Source organism: Bacillus sp. JNUCC-22 (assembly GCF_018861275.1).
Classification (GTDB): Bacteria; Bacillota; Bacilli; order Bacillales; family Bacillaceae; genus Bacillus; species Bacillus velezensis.
The window spans coordinates 2,131,221-2,149,622 of record NZ_CP076408.1; the positions used below are offsets into that span (position 1 = coordinate 2,131,221).

18 protein-coding genes and 1 riboswitch are annotated in these 18,402 nt (G+C 43.4%); of the genes, 5 read left to right on the plus strand and 13 right to left on the minus strand.

Annotated features, from left to right (window positions below):
- Window positions 1-58 precede the first annotated feature (58 nt).
- From JNUCC22_RS10210 to JNUCC22_RS10225, 4 genes are all read right to left on the minus strand, one after another.
- On the minus strand, window positions 59-3,637 hold the full coding sequence (locus JNUCC22_RS10210) for a dynamin GTPase (protein ID WP_216061687.1): 3,579 nt from the start codon (window positions 3,635-3,637) through the stop codon (window positions 59-61).
- Window positions 3,638-3,820: 183 nt separating this feature from the next.
- Window positions 3,821-3,916, minus strand: coding sequence for a Fur-regulated basic protein FbpC (gene fbpC / locus JNUCC22_RS10215; RefSeq protein WP_025284905.1), 96 nt, complete (start codon window positions 3,914-3,916; stop codon window positions 3,821-3,823).
- Window positions 3,917-3,988: 72 nt separating this feature from the next.
- Window positions 3,989-4,495: an isoprenylcysteine carboxyl methyltransferase family protein gene (locus tag JNUCC22_RS10220; protein ID WP_060562806.1), complete on the minus strand. Its 507-nt coding sequence runs from the start codon at window positions 4,493-4,495 to the stop codon at window positions 3,989-3,991.
- Window positions 4,495-5,595, minus strand: a complete 1,101-nt coding sequence (locus tag JNUCC22_RS10225) for a type III polyketide synthase (RefSeq protein WP_216061688.1) — start codon at window positions 5,593-5,595, stop codon at window positions 4,495-4,497. Before JNUCC22_RS10225 ends, JNUCC22_RS10220 begins: the two co-directional genes overlap by 1 nt.
- 165 nt (window positions 5,596-5,760) lie before the next feature.
- Here JNUCC22_RS10225 and JNUCC22_RS10230 point away from each other — a divergent pair, with 165 nt between their 5' ends.
- Window positions 5,761-6,369: a GNAT family N-acetyltransferase gene (locus JNUCC22_RS10230; RefSeq protein ID WP_216061689.1), complete on the plus strand. Its 609-nt coding sequence runs from the start codon at window positions 5,761-5,763 to the stop codon at window positions 6,367-6,369.
- A gap of 28 nt (window positions 6,370-6,397) precedes the next feature.
- Here JNUCC22_RS10230 and JNUCC22_RS10235 read toward each other — a convergent pair whose 3' ends face one another.
- Entirely contained in the window at window positions 6,398-6,706 is a 309-nt protein-coding gene (locus tag JNUCC22_RS10235) for an MGMT family protein (protein WP_007612133.1), read from the minus strand.
- A 231-nt stretch (window positions 6,707-6,937) separates the two neighbouring features.
- On the opposite strand from JNUCC22_RS10235, the gene JNUCC22_RS10240 reads away from it, so the two are divergent.
- Both JNUCC22_RS10240 and JNUCC22_RS10245 read left to right on the plus strand, forming a co-directional pair.
- On the plus strand, window positions 6,938-7,207 hold the full coding sequence (locus JNUCC22_RS10240; RefSeq protein ID WP_007409508.1) for a hypothetical protein: 270 nt from the start codon (window positions 6,938-6,940) through the stop codon (window positions 7,205-7,207).
- Between the two features lie 514 nt (window positions 7,208-7,721).
- The gene (locus JNUCC22_RS10245; protein WP_044802173.1) at window positions 7,722-8,306 is read left to right on the plus strand and encodes a DUF421 domain-containing protein; all 585 of its coding nucleotides are present in this window, start codon (window positions 7,722-7,724) and stop codon (window positions 8,304-8,306) included.
- Between the two features lie 240 nt (window positions 8,307-8,546).
- Here the strand turns inward: JNUCC22_RS10245 and JNUCC22_RS10250 are convergent, their stop codons facing one another.
- The gene (locus JNUCC22_RS10250; RefSeq protein WP_216061690.1) at window positions 8,547-9,113 is read right to left on the minus strand and encodes a cysteine hydrolase family protein; all 567 of its coding nucleotides are present in this window, start codon (window positions 9,111-9,113) and stop codon (window positions 8,547-8,549) included.
- A 316-nt stretch (window positions 9,114-9,429) separates the two neighbouring features.
- Here JNUCC22_RS10250 and JNUCC22_RS10255 point away from each other — a divergent pair, with 316 nt between their 5' ends.
- On the plus strand, window positions 9,430-9,705 hold the full coding sequence (locus JNUCC22_RS10255; RefSeq protein WP_007409505.1) for a hypothetical protein: 276 nt from the start codon (window positions 9,430-9,432) through the stop codon (window positions 9,703-9,705).
- Window positions 9,706-9,933: 228 nt separating this feature from the next.
- Here the strand turns inward: JNUCC22_RS10255 and pbuX are convergent, their stop codons facing one another.
- The 5 genes from pbuX to JNUCC22_RS10280 form a co-directional block, all read right to left on the minus strand.
- Window positions 9,934-11,238, minus strand: a complete 1,305-nt coding sequence (gene pbuX / locus JNUCC22_RS10260) for a xanthine permease PbuX (RefSeq protein ID WP_021494222.1) — start codon at window positions 11,236-11,238, stop codon at window positions 9,934-9,936.
- The gene (xpt, locus tag JNUCC22_RS10265) at window positions 11,235-11,819 is read right to left on the minus strand and encodes a xanthine phosphoribosyltransferase (protein ID WP_012117825.1); all 585 of its coding nucleotides are present in this window, start codon (window positions 11,817-11,819) and stop codon (window positions 11,235-11,237) included. Before xpt ends, pbuX begins: the two co-directional genes overlap by 4 nt.
- Window positions 11,820-11,918: 99 nt before the next feature.
- Window positions 11,919-12,018: riboswitch (purine riboswitch) on the minus strand.
- A 133-nt stretch (window positions 12,019-12,151) separates the two neighbouring features.
- The gene (locus JNUCC22_RS10270) at window positions 12,152-13,654 is read right to left on the minus strand and encodes a carboxypeptidase M32 (RefSeq protein WP_216061691.1); all 1,503 of its coding nucleotides are present in this window, start codon (window positions 13,652-13,654) and stop codon (window positions 12,152-12,154) included.
- 111 nt (window positions 13,655-13,765) lie between these two features.
- Window positions 13,766-15,685: an ATP-dependent DNA helicase gene (locus JNUCC22_RS10275; protein WP_216061692.1), complete on the minus strand. Its 1,920-nt coding sequence runs from the start codon at window positions 15,683-15,685 to the stop codon at window positions 13,766-13,768.
- Between the two features lie 103 nt (window positions 15,686-15,788).
- Window positions 15,789-15,980 carry a hypothetical protein gene (locus JNUCC22_RS10280; protein WP_216061693.1) on the minus strand — a complete coding sequence of 64 codons (192 nt, stop codon included), beginning with the start codon at window positions 15,978-15,980 and terminating at the stop codon, window positions 15,789-15,791.
- Between the two features lie 165 nt (window positions 15,981-16,145).
- Between JNUCC22_RS10280 and JNUCC22_RS10285 the strand changes: the two genes are divergently transcribed.
- Window positions 16,146-16,298: a YpzG family protein gene (locus tag JNUCC22_RS10285; protein ID WP_003153548.1), complete on the plus strand. Its 153-nt coding sequence runs from the start codon at window positions 16,146-16,148 to the stop codon at window positions 16,296-16,298.
- Window positions 16,299-16,382: 84 nt separating this feature from the next.
- Here the strand turns inward: JNUCC22_RS10285 and JNUCC22_RS10290 are convergent, their stop codons facing one another.
- A complete protein-coding gene (locus JNUCC22_RS10290; protein ID WP_041482202.1) occupies window positions 16,383-16,829 on the minus strand; it encodes a hypothetical protein in 447 nt (148 codons plus the stop codon).
- 345 nt (window positions 16,830-17,174) lie between these two features.
- Window positions 17,175-18,323, minus strand: a complete 1,149-nt coding sequence (locus tag JNUCC22_RS10295; RefSeq protein ID WP_012117829.1) for a THUMP domain-containing class I SAM-dependent RNA methyltransferase — start codon at window positions 18,321-18,323, stop codon at window positions 17,175-17,177.
- Window positions 18,324-18,402: the final 79 nt, after the last annotated feature.

Here is an 18,402-nt window from a genome sequence, read left to right on the forward strand (position 1 = left end):
CATCTCGCTTTTTTCATTTTAGTCTACCACGACTGTTATCTGCCCGCCAACCGGATTTTTAAATTTTCAGCATTTCATCTTTCTTTTTCCATGCTTTTTCGGCTTCGTAAAGGTGTTCAATTTCCCTTGCACTCGTATTTTCCGCAAGGCCTTGTAAATAAGTGTCCCGCTGCTCGCGGATCTGGGACAGGCTTTTATCCGCCATGTCTTCTTGCAGACGGCGCACCTGCTCAGTATATCGCTCTGAAAGGCTTTCTTTCTCCTGCTCAAGCCACTTTTCTGTCACTTTTTGCAGGCTGAGCCTGAGCCCTTCCACAAACGCTGCTTTTCCGTTCTGTTCAAAAAATTGTTTCGGCGATTTAACTTCTTTTATGTGATTTGTGAAAGCTGAGACGTCAATGACCGGAGCGACCTCTTTCAGCTGAACGGCAAATTCGTTTTCGGCGCTCACATAAATGGAGAAATCTCCGTCTTCCATAAGCTTCTTCTGACAGTTTTCCATCCATTCCTCAGTCATATGGCGCTCAATAAAACCGGTCATCCGGATATCGAGCGTTTTCAGCTCTTGAATATATTCAAAACGGAATTCCTTGAGCGCCTCATTCAGCGCCGCTGCTATATTTTGTTTCCAATCGCCGTTTTGAAGGCCCGGATGGAAGGCGGTTTTCAGCATATCATTCGCATAAAACGTCAGGCGATGTTTAATGTGATAGAGCTGTTCTTCCGTATCTTTCATCACTTTTCGAATGATGACCTCAGACGTACGGCGCTTTGAAATGTCAGCGAGAGCTTTTTCATAGGAAGACTCCAGACGCTGTTTCTTTTTCTCTTTTTCTTCTGCCGACTGGTGAAGAGATTCGTGAAGCTGTTCCACCATATCGCACAATTTGTCCGCCTCTGTTTTCAACTGGGCGCAGCTGGCCCTCATTACATCTTCCTCAATAAAGTGCTCAAGTCCGGTTCTTACATCAGAGAACCTGTTATAAAAAGCTGCTTTTTTACCCGCAAGCTCTTCTTTACTTGAGACATGATATAATTTCGGCCGGTTAATTCCCTCTTTTGAGAGTTCTGAGCGGACATAGTCTTTGACGGTTTCCAGCTCGCTTTCGGTTTTGACCAGATCGGCGGCGTTAATGACAAAAAACATTTTATCCATGCCGAATGATTCTTTGACTAGGCCGAGTTTCTTCAGAAAAGACCTGTCTCCTTTTGAAAAAGAATGCTGATAGTACGTCATATAAAAGAACGCGTCAGCATCTTTTATATATTGAAAGGCAAGTTCCGTATGGCGCTTGTTTATACTGCTTGCTCCCGGCGTATCAACAATGGTGATGCCTTTTTGCGTGAGAGGCGAATCATAATACACGGTGACTTCTTTTACGCAGCAGGCCGTTTTTTCTTCGGCTGCATACGGTTTTAAATCTTCAACCGGCACCGTCAGTGTCAGCCTTTGACGGATCTGTTCTTCGTACGTATCAAACGCCTGCAGCATCGTCTGAATCACCGGGATAAGTTCATCCGGAACTTTTCCCTTTTTAATGGCATAATTCCATCTCTCTTTCAGTGAACGCCCTTTTAAATCAGCATCTTTCAGCTCAGTCAGCTGAAGCATTTCAGCGTCCAGCTCCTCCTCCGTTTTAAAAACGATCTCCGCAGATTTATGCGGTTTGCCATCTTGCGGTTTCGTTATTTTGTTGATCGTAGCCGTTGTGGGCGTCGGTGATGACGGAAGCACGTATTCACCGACAAGCGCATTTGCAAATGATGATTTACCGGAACTGAATCCGCCGAATAACGCCAAGGTAAACTGGCGGTTTTCAAGCCGCTCAATCCTGCTTCGAAAGGCTTCTGCCTGTTTTCCTAATATGCTCGAGGATTCAAGAATCCCGGCAAGCTCATAGAACCGATCAGTCTGCTCTTTTATAGGAAGTTCCTTCATCGCATTTTTTTCGGACTTGCTTACTTCATGCTGTACAGCCTCTTTTGGTTTCTTTTGGACGGGCGCTTTTGCAAGGCGTTTTTTTCGCGTATACCAGTCGCCGCTTCCCGTATCACAGGTCAATTCTTCTTCCCACAAAGCGCGGACTCGGGCTGCTTTTTCCAAGGCATTGCGTTTTTCTTTTGCCGATTGCGCGAGCTCATCCCTTATTTTCTTTTCTTTTTCGAGCCGGTTTTTCAAGTTCTCAATGAGCGGTCCGTTTTTTGTCTGAACATAAGCGGTCAGCTCCTCAATGAGTTCCGCTGTCTGTCTTTTGGCTTCCCTTCTGATCATCTCAGCGAGGTCTTTCGTATAAGTTAATACGTATTCAGATGAAAAGGCCGCTCCCTGCTTAAGGGCCTGAGCGGTGATATCATCAGAAAGCGGTGTGCGGTACGCCTGGATTTTCTTGATCAGTTCGTCCGAATCCGCTTCATACCGCTTGGCCGCTTTCGTAAATGTGTCGATAATATGCCAATCCGCTTCCCCTTCCGTTCTTTTTTTAATATCGGCAAAAAATTCAGCATGCCTTCTTTCTTTTTCCGATGCTGTTTTCGCTTTTGAAAAGAATAATCCGGTTTTAAATGAGGGCTGCTGTGATTCAATATAAGCAGATGCAAGCTCCCTCATCTCAAAGGGTGTCAGATTAGCGTTTTGCAATATGTTCTGCACGTCTTTTCTGATGTCTTTCTCTGCTGTATCAGCCTGTTGAACGGCTTTTTTAAGCTCATTTTCAACAGAACGGACAAGTGCTTCTTGTTTGTCAAACTGCTCTCCGCTGCCGTTTTTATCATCTTTTACGAGCATCTCTGTATGCTCTTTGACTAAGTGTGCAACTTTTCTCTCCGTTAAGGACCATAAATTTGTTTTTGCCTGCTGTTTCAGCTTCTGCAGATGTTTTTTCAGCTGTTCCATGCCGTTTAAAGGATGGTCAGGCTCAGTGACAGACGTAAAGAAAAGCGATTCTTTCGGTATTCCCGCGCCTTCAAGCATATCTTCCACCTGCCTGCGGTACTCTTCAAACTTCGTTTCAGTTTCATCATGTCTATCAATTTGGTTGACGATCAGAAACAAATTCGGAATACGGTCTTTGATGGAGCTGAGAAACAGCATATTTTCTTCTGAATGGACGTGATTATAATGAACGACGTAAAATAAAGCGTCAGCCTGATGGAGAACCGAAGCGGCAGATAAAAAATGCGCTTCGTCCGTCGAATCAATTCCCGGTGTGTCAATGTAGGCCGCATAAGGCTCTGACTCCTTAAAGCCGGCATAGACTTCCACCGTCTCAATTTGCTCACCGTCTTTACAGAATTGCTGCACTTGTTCTTTATCGTAACTTCCTTTGATCTCTGCATAAGCCCCGTCCGTCGTATGAAGCACGACTTTATCTTCACCGTGCCGGATGACAACGAGGTTGGCGCTTGTGGGAATCGGGCTTGTCGGCAGTATGTCTTCACCGAGCAATGTGTTTAATAAAGAGGACTTTCCGGCCGAATAATGCCCGGTAAACGCGATATAAACCTCTTCATCAGCCGCTTTTTTCATAATGGCCGCGAGCTGATCGGCCCGTTTTTCATCCTGATGATCCAAAAATTGTGCGTATAAGGCACCCGTTCTGCTGAAAATCTCCCTGTTATGGCGTTCTTCTTCTGTCATGTGTCTTTACCCCTTTGTGTCTGTCGCATCAAATGACGTTTTTCATTTTTAGAAAGCTCTGAAAAAAACCTCTCCCCCATTTTACACAAGAATGGCTCACTTTTCTTCAGGAAACGCAAAAAAGCAGCCGATATCGGCAGCTGATAAAGAAAAAACACCCGCGGCAGGAAAAACCGCAGATGTTTAAGAAGACATCGATTTATTCGAAACTTTTTTCAATACGAAACCAATTAAAACACTGTATGTACAAACGGCTGCAAATAAAAATAACATTGTCATTTTCGGCACCACCTTGAATGAGAATCATTTTCATATTTATATCTTATCATGAGTGAGAATGATTTTCAATCTCTATTTTGCGGTGTTTTCTTCTAGCGCTTTCTCTTCGGCGCGAATCCTCACAGTGAGCATGCAGGCATTGAGAATCGAAAAGAGAAACAGTGTCCAATACGCTCCGTATAACAGCGGCAGAAAAATAAATTCTAAGATGACGACCGCGTAGTTCGGGTGCTTCATCCACCTGTACGGCCCCTTTCTGACAAGCTCCGCATCCGGCACGACAAGGATTTTCGTATTCCAATACCGCCCTAATGATAATAGCGCCCAATACCTGATCCCCTGTACAAATAAAATGATACATATAATGGCGGCCCACCTTGGAGAAAGCGTTTTTTGAAACGCCGCCACCTCAGCTGTAAGAGAGACAAAAAAGAGCACGTGCATCAGGACGAGAAAGGGATAATGCCCTTCTCCGTATTCGACTGCGCCTAGCTTTTTCACCTTTTGCTCATTGCGCCGGGCCACGATCATCTCCGCAATCCGCTGGGCCGCAAGCAGCATGATAAACAGCCAAAACATTAAGAAGCCCCCTTTTCCCAGCTGAACAGCAAAAGCTCAGACGAAAATCCCGGCCCGAGAGCGCCGATCAGCCCTTTTTCGTTTTCTTTCTGCCGCCCGTGGAGCAACTGTTCTTTTATCACATGAAAAATAGTTGCGGAAGACATGTTCCCGTGTTTTTGCAGCACCTTCCGAGATGCCGCAAGCTGACCGGTGCCCATTGAAAGACTCGTTAAATAGGCGTCGATGACCTTTTTCCCGCCTGGATGGGCAAGAAAGGTTTTAATGTCGTGAGGACTGACGCCATATTCAAATAAAAATTCATTAACATTGTCCTTCAGCCACTGTGAAACCAGGGTGGGAATATCTCTTGAAAAAATGACTTGAAAACCGCTGTCGGTGAATTCCCAGCCCATCACATCTTCCGCATCCGGCATCATCACCGATTGAGTGGCGAATATCCGCGGAAGAAGCGGCTGTTTGACGTCGTTTCGGTTCGCCTTTTCTCCTCCGATTAGTACTGCGGCAATTCCGTCCGCAAACAGGGAAGTTCCGATTAAGTTGCTTTTTGACTTGTCGTTCGGCTGAAACGTTAAGCTGCAGAGTTCAGCCGCGATGACAAGCACGTATGCTTCAGGATACGCGCGGCAGTATTCGTACGCCCTGGACAGGCCGGCCGCTCCGCCCGCGCATCCTAAACCCCAGATCGGTATCCGTTTTGTTTTCGCAGAAAACGGAAGCTGATTCATCACTTTCGCTTCAATGCTGGGTGTCGAAAGCCCGGTGCTGGAAATAAAAAAGATCGCATCCACTTTTTCATATGGAAAGGGATTTGTTAAACAATCCGGGTTTGTTAAACAATCAAGTGCCGCATCCGCACTATGCTTGACGGTTTCTTCCGTATACAGCCGGTTTTTTTCTGAAAAACCCCGTGCCGTTTTATACCATTCAATCGGCCGGACAAACTGCCTTGATTCAATTTCGCCGTTTTGAAAGGCTTTTAACAGCCGGTCAATATCCTTAAATGAATCGGCAAACATCCCTCTCGCAAAATCCGCCGCCGTTTCTTGCGAGACATGATACTTCGGAATGCTCGTTCCGACAGATAACACATATGCCATGCCCATCACCTCTTCACATAAAGGTTTCCGCTTTTTTCCTGAATGTATGCATAAGTGTGAATCGAGGATTTCACTGACCTGCCATTTTAATAGGAAATTGGCCCTTTTGAATAAGAAACCGTTCGACTATACTTGATCCATTCATAAAAAAAGGTTGTGATAAGAATGCTGAAGCCTGTCATTCTTAAAGGGTCACTCGTTCAGTTAGAGCCGCTGGCGATTGATCACACTCAGGCACTCTGTGACGCTGCTTCAGAAAATAGGACGACTTACGCTTACACCCATGTTCCTGACGGAATCGAAGAAACAAAGCGTTATATCGAGCGCGCGCTTTCCGATTATGAAAAAAGACTTGCATTGCCTTTTGCAGTACGGAGTCTTGAAACAGACCGAATCGTCGGAAGCACGAGGTTTATGGATGCGGAAGTGCTTACGCGGCCGACGGATGCAGCTCCGGAAGTGTGTGAGATCGGCAGCACATGGTATGCCTCTGCCGTGCAGCGGACCGGTGTCAATACGGAGTGTAAACTTCTGATGCTGACTCATGCGTTTGACGTGTGGCAAGCTGTCAGGGTGACACTGAAAACCGATGTTCGCAATCAGCGCTCACGGACTGCGATTTTGCGGATCGGAGCCCAATTTGAAGGGATCCGCCGCGCACACATTCCGGCTGTCGACGTCGGCCTCAGAGATACCGCCTACTACTCCATCCTTCGGGAGGAATGGCCTTATATCCGGCAAAACCTTTCTGGCCGGCTCGCAGCATATAACTGAAAAACCTGCCGTGTATCGGCAGGTTTTTTCACATATTCGGATCATGGACGTATAAATTGAGATCGATACGTCCGTCTGACGTGACCGCTACCCCCTCAGCTTCAAGAGACAGCTTCTGTACAGAAAACATCTCTTCGTCTCTCAATCCGATTTCGCCCTTTGCATTGATGACCCTGTGCCAAGGAAGACGATGCTTTTTACTCATGGAGTGAAGAATCCTCACAACCTGCCTCGCTCCCCGCGGACTTCCCGCAAGATCGGCAATTTGACCATACGTCATCACTTTTCCTTCAGGAATCTGTTTGATAATGGCTACCGCCCGTTCCGTAAATGTCATGCAACTCCTCATTTCGACTAAAAATGATTTCCCTAGTATCATACAACAGTTTTGAGGCCATATGATGATGCCTTACTCTGGAGGCTTAAAATAAGATGGTACGAGTTAATAAAACTCATGGGGGAAAATACTTTCTTATATTCACAAAAAGTTAACATAAGTTTATATGGACAAATTTTACATACAGTTATATAATACAGTTGTATCAAATAAAAAAAGGGAGTGTTTTAAATGAAATTTAAAAAAGTTTTAACCGGTTCAGCTCTATCACTTGCTTTACTTGTTTCTGCTGCTCCTGCTTTTGCAGCAAGCCCGACTGCAGATGGCGGGAGTCATAAAACTGCAGCTCCTCAGGCAGTGTTAAAAACTATATACATCAATGCTAATACACGTGGAGAACTTCTTAATGTAACAGTATTTGCTGGAGTTAAATACTATTTAAAAGATGCAAAGCAGAACAGTGATGGTACATGGACTGGTGAATACCAAGGTTGGTTTTAAGATTATCTAAGGGATAAGAGATTTTTCTCTCATCCCTTTTTTCATAGTTGTTTTCCCTACTAACCTCCTAAAAACCATGATCAACGAAGAGCGTTGTGCGGCGATCCCAAGCAACCGTATTTCAAGCTCTGTCTCAGCAGCAGACCGTTGTTCCTCAATGCATTTTAGCAGGGTGTCTCAGTATGCATCCTTTTTTGTTCCCAACCATGCCGCTTTTCCTATGACTTAATTGTGTTAATTGACAACTCGTATTTCTTGGCAAGGTTCTTCTATTTCATGCCTTACGCACTCCTTATACTCCTTGGTGTGCTTTTCAGCCACCAATATTCACCGCCGCCTCTTGTATTGGAGATTCCGAAATGAATTCACCCTCGCAGAATAGTTTCTCCAGTTAGGAAAACACCTAAAATGAATAAAATTAAATGTAAGGGCAATAATTCTTCGTGAGCAAGTACCCCATAAAACCTCTTACTTGCTCTTTTATTTTTGATAAAACACAATCCAGGGTGATAACATGAGATTTGCTTGGGAAGAATTAATTATAATTGCATTCGGAATGATTTTACTGAGAATTTCAGGGAGAAAATCCATTGCACAAATGACCATTGCACAGACAATGGTGATGATTTCAATCGGTACGATTATCGTTCACCCCATTTTAGAAACCAGTTTATTGAAAACATTAATCGCTGCGTCTATCCTTTTTAGCGCTTTGATTTTAATGGAGTGGTTTCAAGTAAAAGTAAACTGGATTGAATCTTTTTTAACCGGAAAATCTAAATTCGTTATAGAAGACGGCCAACTCAATATAGAAAACTTAAAGAAGCTGAGACTGACAGCAGATCAACTCGAAATGCGTTTAAGGCTTCTTGGCATTTCAAATATAAATACAATTAAATATGCCACTTTAGAAGCTAATGGACAATTAGGCTACGAATTAAAAGATGACTGTAAGCCTTTAACCATCAAAGATCTTAAAAATGTGATCGATCCAAAATGTCTTAACAAAGAGCCTCAGCCTCAAAAAGATGATCAAGCCAATATATTCGAGGAAATCAAAAGTCACCAGACCCAGCACAAGCCAAAAAATCTTGAATAATTCGCTGATTAGTAAAGCCTTTTGTTATTCGCCGAATCAGACCGTTAACCGCCGATCATTTTTTACCGAAACCGGTTTACAAGAAACAAAAAAAGCATCTGAAGCAGATGCCTTTTTCAATCGATATTGCGACGATGAAAAGAGTCGGCAACCCCCGTATTTTCCGACGAGGTCCTTGTATGCGCCTGAATATGCTTTTCAGCCGCCTGTCCCTACCGCCGGCCTTAGCCATAATGTTAATCAGTTTGTTTTTATAAAATCATTGATTAATTGATCAGTCGTTAATATTGTGGCAAATTCATCATGCAATGTTGCCAGAGATATATTGTGAATAGTCTCTGCATCATAATATGTATCATTTTGATCTCTCATTCCGAAGGCTGCTGTTGCATCTGAAATCAGGTATGTATCAAATCCTAAATTACCGCTCATCCTTGTGGTTGTTGAAACACAGTGCGGCGTAGTCAAGCCAGTGATTACGACAGTTGTTATATCATTTGCTTTTAAAAGCTCTTCTAGATTAGTCCCAATAAAGCTGCTGTTTACTTTCTTGGTTAATATGACTTCTTTATCCATAGGTTTAACGATTTCCTTTATAGCAACCCCCTCATTTTTTGGATAAAATAAAGAACCAGGTTTATCAGAAATATGTTGTATGTATATGACTGTCCATCCTTTTTCTCTCCATAATTTCAGTATTTTGCTGATATTTTCTTCCGCCTTTACGTTATTTCGTTCTCCCCACTTTTTATCATCAAAGGCTTTTTGTACATCCACAATGATTAAAGCTTTTTTCTTTTCTGCCATCAGATAACCTCCTATATTGAAAATTCGTATTTATAACATTTTAAATAAAGATTTTACTTTTGTACAATTGATTAAGTTACTATCACATCTTCCCCGTTGGAAAAGCATTGAAATATCTAAAGTTCACCAGAGGCCAGCAATATTCAACTCTTTTTCTCTATATACTTATCAATATCCTGAAATAAGCCGCAACAGTGAATGAAAAGATTGCCCCTAACTAAATTCACGCTCGCAAAATATTAACAAAAAAACCCTTGGTTATTTTTGTATTGTATGTAATAATACAAGTGTATTAAAAAACAAAGGAGTGTTCAAAATGAAATTAAAAAAAGTTTTAACTGGTTCTGCCTTGTCTCTCGCTTTACTCGTTTCCGCTGCCCCTGCTTTTGCATCTAGCCCTGGCAATACAAATAGCGACTCAACTCAAACAAAAATATCGACACAAGCGACCAAAGATTCTTTTACAATGGATTACCTTCATAGATGGGATATCCCAAATACAACTGTTAAGAATGGTGTTACATATTACCTTAAGAAAGTAGAGATAATCGAAGGGTTCTATCGCGCAACTTTTGAAGGATGGATTAATTAAAAGAAGGGGCTTTCCCTTCTTTTCACTCTCATTTGTAAGGATCCGTGCACAAGATACTCGTTCACGTACATATAGTTCGGGACGGTTTTTCGGCAAAAAAGGCGGATGCCTCATCACTCAATTTATTTCTTTTCAAACAATGAAACTAATAAAAAAAGAGAATGCCTCACAATCGGAAGCATCCTCGATCTGGATAAAATAAGATGTTATTTTAAAGAAAACGGATAACTAACCCTCTTGAACCCTTGTCACATCAAGGGTTTTTTTCGTTTTAGGAATCATATTATAAATAATATTCAAAAGGACGGCGGTAAAGCTTCCGGCGACGATTCCGTTTGTGGTCAGCAGATTTAAGTAAGACGGCAGGTGCTTAAACATATCGGGAACGACGGTTACACCGAGTCCCAATCCGACCGAACACGCGACGATCAGAAGGTTTTCCTGCTTTTTAAAGTCAATTTGACTGAGCATTTTAATGCCGTAGGAAATGACCATGCCGAACATGGCCACCATCGCGCCTCCCAGTACCGAAGACGGGATGATGGTCGTGAAGGCTGCGATTTTCGGAAAAAGGCCGAAGAGCATTAAAAGTGCGCCCGTGACACCGATGACCGCGTTTTTCTTAATTCCCGTCAGCTGCACGAGGCCAACGTTTTGGGAATAAGCCGTGTACGGAAAAGCATTAAAAATGCCGCTGATGAATACCGCCAGGCCCTCCGCACGGTAGCCTTTTGCTAAATCACGTTCAGACAGGCGCCGGTTTGTCAGGTCACCGAGAGCGAAATAGACGCCGGTTGACTCAACAAGGCTGACAATGGCAACGATGGACATCGTAATAATCGGTGCCGCATGAAATGTCGGCGTCCCGAAGTAAAACGGTTTAATCATTTGAATTGCATCAGCATTCGCCACATTGTCAAATTGCACTTTTCCCATAAAATATGCGATGGCCGTCCCGATGACAATGCCGATTAAAATCGAAATGGATTTCAAAAATCCTTTTGTAAACCGATAAAGCAGCACGATGATGACGAGCACCGTAAATCCGAGGGCAAGGTTAGCCGGATCACCGAAATCCTTGCTGCCTTCCCCGCCGGCAATATGATTCATCGCGACCGGCATTAAGGTCATCCCGATAATCGTCACGACAGATCCGGTTACGACAGGCGGAAAAAAGGATACGAGCTTACCAAAGAAAAACGACAGCAGAATGACAAGCAGACCCGATGCCAAAATGCTTCCGTAAATGGCTGAAATCCCATACTCCTTACCGATCGAAATAATCGGGGCTACCGCGGTGAACGTACAGCCGAGCACAACGGGCAAGCCGATGCCGAAAAATTTATTCCTCCATACTTGAAGCAGCGTAGCCGCCCCGCACATAAAAATATCAATTGATACGAGATATGTCAGCTGTTCTGCGTTCAGTCCCAATGCCGCTCCTACAATTAAAGGAACGACGACGGCACCGGCATACATGGCAAGCACGTGCTGGATACCGAGGGAAAGTGTTTTGGCATAGCCGTTTTTCATGAACGGACCTCCTGTACAAATGTCACTTTTCCATCTTCAAGCGATTGAATTCTCGCCAGTGATTCGACCCGGCATCCTTTTTTCACCAGCTCATCTCTTCCCGGCTGAAATGACTTTTCAATGACGATTCCGATCCCGCAAACCGCTGCGCCTGCTTGTTTTACGATGGATAAAAGTCCTTCTGCCGCCTGTCCGTTCGCTAAAAAGTCGTCAATGATTAACACGCGGTCATCTTTCGACAGATGATTTCCGGAGATTGCAATCTGACTTTCTGTTTTTTTCGTGAAAGAATAGACGGATGCCGTCAGCAGATCATCCGTTAATGTGAGAGACTTCCTTTTTCTCGCAAAGATGACGGGAACGCCGAGTTCAAGGCCAGCCATCACCGCAGGGGCGATACCCGAAGATTCAATTGTAACGATTTTGGTTATCTCGTCTTTTTCAAAACGGCGCGCAAATTCCCGGCCGATCTGCTGCATGAGAACCGGATCAATTTGATGGTTTAAAAAAGAATCCACTTTCAGCACTTGATCAGAAAGAACAATTCCGTCTTCTGCTATTTTTCGTTTTAATGCTTCCACAATGATTACCCCCGCTTATAAAAAATAAAAAAAGCATTGCCCGCTCTCCAAAAAAAGAGCAAGCAATGCCGAATGATCTACACGCAACGGCCGAATAAAGCCGTCCCATTGCTCACTCATAGTCGGACATTTACGGTGACCGGTAGAAACTTGCGTGCCATATCCACGCGATTATATGAGTGTTCGTATGATATTAATCAAATTATAACAAGATACACTTCTTTTGCATAGTGAAATTTGAATATTTCCGAACTTTTACAAAGAATTAGCTTTCGATTATTCGTGTTTTTAGAATTTTTAGAAAAACGCCCGGTGTATGCCGGGCGTTTCGTTTATAAATATAAATTTGAATATTTGCCGACGAGATACTCAATGAGATATTGAACGTTCAGCTCTTCTCCCGTTGCATCTTTTATGATGTCAAGCGGCATTTTGCGTCTTCCGTGCTGATGAACCTTTTCCGTCAGCCATTGTTTAATCGGCTCAAAATCGCCCCGTTCTATTAATTGGTCAAATTCAGGCAGATCGTCAAGCATGGTATGCTTCAGCTGTGCCGCATACATATATCCGAGCGCATAGGAAGGGAAATAGCCGAAATCGCCGCCCGCCCAATGTACGTCCTGCAAAATGCCTTTTGCGTCAGATGGCGGCGTAATGCCTAAATAATCATGATATTTTTGATTCCACAATGCAGGCAGTTCTTCCACTGTCACTTCATTGCTGAAAATCGCTTTTTCAATTTCATAACGGATAATAATGTGAAGCGGATACGTTAGCTCATCGGCTTCAATTCGGATAAAGGTCGGTTTCGCCTCGTTGACAGCGCGTACAAAGTCCTCTCTTTTCACATCTTGAAATTGATCAGGTGAAGCCTCAACCATTTTTTCATAATAGGCGGTCCAGAAATGTTGATTTCTGGCGATAAAGTTTTCATAAAATAACGATTGGGATTCATGAATTCCCATGGATGCACCGTCAGATAAGTTCGTTCCGCTCAGCGCTTCGTCAATATTCTGCTCGTAGATCGCATGCCCGCATTCATGAATCGTTCCGAAAATCGCCGTGCGGAAATCGTTTTCGTCATATCTGGTCGTCACCCGTACATCGCCCCGGTTGATTGTCGTCGCAAACGGATGCACCGTCTCGTCCAGGCGGCCGCCGTCAAAATCATACCCGAACTCTTTTAAGAAATACAAGGAGAGGTCTCTTTGCTGTTCTTTCGGAAACGTTTTCGTTATAAAGGAAGTGTCCGGTTTATTGCCGGATTCCGTCACTTTTTTGATAAGCGGAATGATCGATTCCTTCAATTCAGAAAACAGCTGATCCAACACCTTTACCGTAACACCCGGTTCAAAAATATCGAGCAATGCATTGTATGGATGATCTTCATAGCCCCAATACGAAATAAACCGCTTATTAAAATCAATCAGCTTCTCAAGGTACGGAGCAAACATAGAAAAATCAGAGTCAGCCTTTGCATCCTCCCAAGCCGTTTCAGCTTTCGATGTTAAAATGACATATTCTTTATACTCATCTTCAGGAATTTTTTTATTATGATCATAATCTTTTTTCGCAAGTTCCGCCGCTTTCACTGTATCTTCAGGCAGCTCTTCTGCATGCGCGAGAAGGATGTCGATCAGCTCTTTCATCCGGTCGGATGTCTGGATTTGAAAAACGTCAGCCGACAGCTGTCCGATGCTTTCCGCCCGGTCATCAGAGCCTTTTTTCGGGGCTCCCGTTCTTAAGTCCCAGTGCATAAGCGCAATGGCTTCTTCATAGTGGGACACTCTTTTTAACAGATCAAAAAACTCTTTTTCATATGTATGTAAATCCATATCCATTCCCCTCCCTTTTCACTATCAATTACAGGCTAATGGAACGCCGTGACAAAGTCAACTTCCCGGATTTAAAAAAGCCGCAGGATAAGAATCCTGCAGCTTTTGTTTTTATACGATTTTCGGTGTAACAGGCAAAACCTTTTTGACTTCGGCCAGGACCCGTTCACTTTCTCCGCCCGCATAAATGGATATGGTTCCGCTGTCCTGATTAGAACGGATGAGGCGGCCGATTCCCTGCCGGACTCTCAAGAGCATGTACGGCAGATCAACTTCCTCAAACGGATCTTTTTTCGCTCCGTTCCGCTTTGCGGTAAACACGGGATCATGAGGCGGATACGGCAATGCCCAAATGGTCACATTCCGGAGCGAGTCACCGGGAATGTCAAGACCTTCCCATAAGTGGACGGAACAAAGCACGGATTCTTCATCCCGCTGGAATTTTTCGACCAGACTGCTGATCTCTTCGTCACCTTCGTAGTATATCGGATACGGCAGCTCCCACGCGGCAGCCTGTTCTTTAAATTCCTTCATGTCTTCAAAGGAAGGGAAAAGAACGAGGGTGCGTCCTTTATTCTTCTTAATGGTTTCAATCGTTACGGCTGTTTTCTGCTCAGACGTCATATCACCGTGAAGCGCAACAGACATTTGCTCCTCGTAATCGTACGGAGATTCAACGGTGAATGATAAAGGATCACGGATTCCGAGGCTGTCAGCGATATAATCAAATGAACCGCCCTCAGAAAGAGTGGCCGATGAGAAAATATAAGGGATCTTTTTAGAAAAGACCTTTTCTCCCAAAACTTCGGCTACTGTTCTCGGCATAACGACAAACGTTGAGTCTGTATCCCGCGTTTCAAGCCAGCTGATGGCATCCTTTTGATACAGCGACAGCGAATATGCCATTTGTTCGACGTATTCTTCTACAACTGACAGCTCGTACTTATCGATCGTATACATTTCCGATTCAAATACGAGCGCCTCGCCGATTTTATCGAGCAGACGGCACAGCTCGTCAGCCGCACGCTTAACGCGCTGGTCGTTTTGGATGTCCAATCGGTGAGAGCCGGCGATTTCCTTCGATTCCTCTGACAGCACATAGAAAAACTCATCGTTTGCGGCAAGGGCATCTTCAATCAGTTCGGCGAATTCCTCTCTGATGTCATTTTGAAGCAGACGCTCTAAAAACAGCTCAAGCGTCGACTGCTTCACGCGATAGGTTAACGCTTTTTGCGCGGCGAATTCCAGCAGATGTCCTTCATCAAACACGACGGCGCTGTGATCCGGCAAAAGCGGCAGCTGTCCTTCCCTTTTGCGTGATTCTTCCGTCCATACATGTTCCATGTAGAAATCATGAGAGCAAACAATCAGATCCGTTGATTTTCTGTAATGATCTCTTGAAAGTGTTAAACCGCATCTATGTCTCATATCACATGTTAAACAATCTTGGAAGGAATCATAGCTGACGCCTGCCCACTCTTCATTCGTCAAATCAGCGTACTGTTTGCGGTCGCCGTACGGATAAAAGCGCTGCATCGCTTGTGATTCGTGTACGAATGAAGGCAGCGACTCATAAAGATCCAGCCACTTCTCATCATCAGAACGCTGCATCGTTTTCTCAAGCTTTTTCAGACACAAATACTGCTCATGGGATTTGGACAGCCGTGTATCAATCTGCAGATCCAAATGTTCTGTCAGCTTGGAAATGTCGCCTTCTTTTTTGACAAGCTGTTCAATTAACGTTTCATCGGCGCATGCGATAATGGCCGGTTTACCCGTATATCTGGCATAGCTGATGGCAAACAGCAGATACACCAGCGTTTTCCCCGTACCGACTCCTGCCTCAGCGAACATGACCTTTTTCTCTTTAAATGCCCGTTCAAGCTGAAACGCCATAAATACCTGCTCATCCCGAAGGTCAAAGCCTTTCTCGGGAAGGATATCGTAAAACACGTCACCAATCCAATTGTTCAATTCTTCGTAAAAATTCTTTTCTTTTGTTAAAGCAAAAGGCAAACGTGATGTTGTCACCCAACTCCAACCCCTAACTATTCGGCATTCAGACCATCTATAATATCATTTAACCCTTTTCAATACAACAAAAAAACTTGGCCTCGCCAAGTTTTTGTCATTATCATTTCCGGTTAATGATATGTGTACATAGGAACGGATGGTCTGTTGAATGTGTATGTTTTACCGCATTTTCAAGTTCTTCCTGTGCGTGTGTCATGGCGGAAGGACCGAACTCCGCTCCGGCTTCCTCCAACCGGAAAGCAGTTGCGTCTAACGCCTTTTGTATTTTAGTGAAGTGCTCGCTGTTCAGCATAAAATAGATCACCTCTCAAATAGAAATAATCATCATTCTATGCCGATGCTTCACTTTCTATACATGCCATTCTGAATGATCCGCACCTGACCTGCACAAACTACAACAGATATTCGATTGAATATCCATCTTCACAAAATTATTCTATCCGGGAGTGATGGTTACATGAGTTATAAAGATCGATTAGATCAGCATTCTGAATTGTTTCATCACAATTGGACACGGCCGAAACGCTCTAAATCGCAAGTGAACGGCCACACCGAAATGTCCCAGACCAACATTATTTTACGGAGCAACGCAAAAGCGCACCGCTGGTAATGGCAGAATAAAACGTAAAGATGCTTACAGGCTGTCGAATATCGACAGCCTGTTAAAATTATATCTACAGAAAAATTTTTCTGACTATTTTCTTTTCTCTACATAAATAGTTTTGGATTGAACTGCGTCTTTCATTTTCCCGCCTTTGTATAACTCAACATTAACCTGCCATCTCTCTTTAAATGTAGGTTTTAGTAGTTTACTGAAATAAAACTTTTTAACAGGTGTTTTATTCGAGAATGAACCCTTATGGGAAAAATTTCCGATGTTGTATTCCCCATCTAAGGTGGTAACACCCATTCGATAGTTCAATGTCCCACATTTTCCGTTTGTTTGAGCATATACATCAATAGAAGTAGCTTTTCTTGTATATGTTGTTGCATCAGTCCAAACCCTAGCTTCACAACCTTTAATTCCTTGAACTGTTTGCCATGAACTCATTGCTGCTTCTGCTTTAGGACTGCAAATAAATGTAGAGCCTGCTATCAGTAATGCAGAAGCACCCATCAAGATTTTCGAAGTTTTCTTCATTAATTCCAACTCCTTCATATTTTTACATAAAATATTATAAATCGATATAATATATATATCAAGACTAGTAGGTAAATTTTATAAAATTATTAAACTATGGCTACTTAATATAAAAGGCGAATTCGTTAAGAATTTGCATTTATTAAGAGAAATTTTATAAGTTATTTTACGTATGTATAATAAATCGTTCATAAAAACTTTATTCCCCAATATACTCCAAAGATATTTATACTAAATAGCCGAAAAACAGGAACTTAAGTCCCTGTTTTTCGGCTCCAACTTGAAAATCTATTCATAGCCTATTTTCAAAATCAATATTACCACAAAAATCCACTATAAAAGGTACTATATTTTTGAAATTGTTTTTTTCTTTTTAGCCCAGTACTGATAATAATCCGTTTTGATAAAACCGTTAAAGAGCTTCCGTTTTTTGGTTGCTTTTCTTCCGTAGACCTCTTCAAATTGTTCATTTGACGTTAACATGTAGACAGACCATGTATCAAGAGATTCAAATGCCCGGCCCATTTCTTTATACATCTGCTCGACTTCCCTTTTTTCGCCGAGCCGTTCGCCGTACGGAGGGTTTCCGACGATTACGCCGTATTCGAGTTTCGTCGTAAAATCCTGCACCCGCATTTGTTTGCATTCGATCAGGTCACCAAGTCCTGCTTCTTCTGCGTTTTCTTTGGCGATGTTTACCATCCGGTGATCCACGTCACTGGCAAAGATCTGCAGCGGCTGATCATAGTTCGCCTTTTCTTCCACTTCAAGACGCGCCTTGTCCCACAGTTCTTTTCCGATCCATTCCCAGTCTTCTGAAACAAAATCACGGTTAAAACCGGGAGCAATGTTTTGTCCGATTAAAGCGGCTTCAATGGCGATCGTGCCGGAACCGCAGAACGGATCGACGAACGGACGGTCAGGCGTCCAGTTGGTTAACTGAATTAACGCGGCAGCGAGCGTCTCTTTAATCGGAGCTCCTCCCTGATCAACCCTGTATCCTCTTTTGTGAAGGCCTGTTCCTGATGAATCCAGTGTAAGTACGGCTTTATCTTTTAAAAGGGAAATCTCCACCTTGTACTCGGGTCCCGTTTCTTCAATCCATTCATTTTGTTTTCCTGATTGAAGTTTCAGCTTTTCCGCTATCGCCTTTTTGACGATCCGCTGGCAGTCAGGCACACTGGCAAGCACTGATTTCACGGACTTTCCGATAACGGGGAACTTAGCGTTTTCCGGAATGTACGCGCGCCAGTCAATCGCTTTTGTTTTTTCAAACAGCTCATCAAACGTTTTCGCCTGAAACTCGGCGACCTGTACTTTAATGCGGTCAGCCGTCCGCAGCCATAAGTTAGCCCGGCAGATCGCAAGCGCATCTCCTTCAAAAATGACTTTTCCGTTGTCTACTTTGCATTCATAACCTAAATCACGCACTTCTTTGGCGACGATCGCTTCGATTCCCATCGGCGCCGTCGCTATTAGTGTGTACTTCTTCATCGTATCACCCTGTCTCTTTTTAAGCTTTCGTTTCATCCAAGATAAAAGCTCCCCTTTAAAGGAGAGCTCTAATTTGTCA

Excerpts from the sequence above, each read along its gene's own strand:
- JNUCC22_RS10245 (WP_044802173.1), top strand. The coding sequence starts at position 7,722 with ATGAGATTTGCTTGGGAAGAATTAATTATAATTGCATTCGGAATGATT.
- JNUCC22_RS10235 (WP_007612133.1), bottom strand. The coding sequence starts at position 6,706 with ATGACATTTACGGAACGGGCGGTAGCCATTATCAAACAGATTCCTGAA.
- pbuX (WP_021494222.1), bottom strand. The coding sequence starts at position 11,238 with ATGAAAAACGGCTATGCCAAAACACTTTCCCTCGGTATCCAGCACGTG.
- JNUCC22_RS10220 (WP_060562806.1), bottom strand. The coding sequence starts at position 4,495 with ATGTTTTGGCTGTTTATCATGCTGCTTGCGGCCCAGCGGATTGCGGAG.
- JNUCC22_RS10250 (WP_216061690.1), bottom strand. The coding sequence starts at position 9,113 with ATGGCAGAAAAGAAAAAAGCTTTAATCATTGTGGATGTACAAAAAGCC.
- JNUCC22_RS10295 (WP_012117829.1), bottom strand. The coding sequence starts at position 18,323 with ATGAAGAAGTACACACTAATAGCGACGGCGCCGATGGGAATCGAAGCG.
- JNUCC22_RS10240 (WP_007409508.1), top strand. The coding sequence starts at position 6,938 with ATGAAATTTAAAAAAGTTTTAACCGGTTCAGCTCTATCACTTGCTTTA.
- fbpC (WP_025284905.1), bottom strand. The coding sequence starts at position 3,916 with ATGACAATGTTATTTTTATTTGCAGCCGTTTGTACATACAGTGTTTTA.
- JNUCC22_RS10230 (WP_216061689.1), top strand. The coding sequence starts at position 5,761 with ATGCTGAAGCCTGTCATTCTTAAAGGGTCACTCGTTCAGTTAGAGCCG.
- JNUCC22_RS10290 (WP_041482202.1), bottom strand. The coding sequence starts at position 16,829 with ATGAAGAAAACTTCGAAAATCTTGATGGGTGCTTCTGCATTACTGATA.
- JNUCC22_RS10280 (WP_216061693.1), bottom strand. The coding sequence starts at position 15,980 with ATGCTGAACAGCGAGCACTTCACTAAAATACAAAAGGCGTTAGACGCA.
- JNUCC22_RS10285 (WP_003153548.1), top strand. The coding sequence starts at position 16,146 with ATGAGTTATAAAGATCGATTAGATCAGCATTCTGAATTGTTTCATCAC.
- JNUCC22_RS10225 (WP_216061688.1), bottom strand. The coding sequence starts at position 5,595 with ATGGCATATGTGTTATCTGTCGGAACGAGCATTCCGAAGTATCATGTC.
- JNUCC22_RS10270 (WP_216061691.1), bottom strand. The coding sequence starts at position 13,654 with ATGGATTTACATACATATGAAAAAGAGTTTTTTGATCTGTTAAAAAGA.
- JNUCC22_RS10210 (WP_216061687.1), bottom strand. The coding sequence starts at position 3,637 with ATGACAGAAGAAGAACGCCATAACAGGGAGATTTTCAGCAGAACGGGT.
- JNUCC22_RS10255 (WP_007409505.1), top strand. The coding sequence starts at position 9,430 with ATGAAATTAAAAAAAGTTTTAACTGGTTCTGCCTTGTCTCTCGCTTTA.